General features: G+C 60.4%; 1 pseudogene. It reads left to right on the forward strand.

Features of this window, described 5'->3' with window-relative positions:
* Positions 1-36: 36 nt before the first annotated feature.
* Positions 37-288: pseudogene (locus AC4HNJ_RS21835) on the forward strand (2OG-Fe(II) oxygenase); the annotation flags it as partial.

Here is a 288-nt window from a genome sequence, read left to right on the forward strand (position 1 = left end):
CTGACAGCCAATTCCACAGGGAAGCTGCCGAATTTCATGAATGCCATCGTCCTGCTGGAGCCAACCCGGCTTGATCGTCCGGATACGGAAGTACGAGAACACCCCTTTCCATTCATGATTGCTCATGGCCAATTGCCGGACGAAGCGCGCAGTGAGCGGGACCAGGATTTCCCCAAGTACGCTAGCGCCGGCTTCTTTCCTTACGACCCGGTGGACTGCGGCCCCTCCGGCAACGCACTGGTCGCGCAAATGACCACGCCGGCGTTTGCCAGTGCCGTGGGGCGTCAC

The sequence above is a fragment of the Dyella sp. SYSU CM1112 genome (assembly GCF_058216415.1).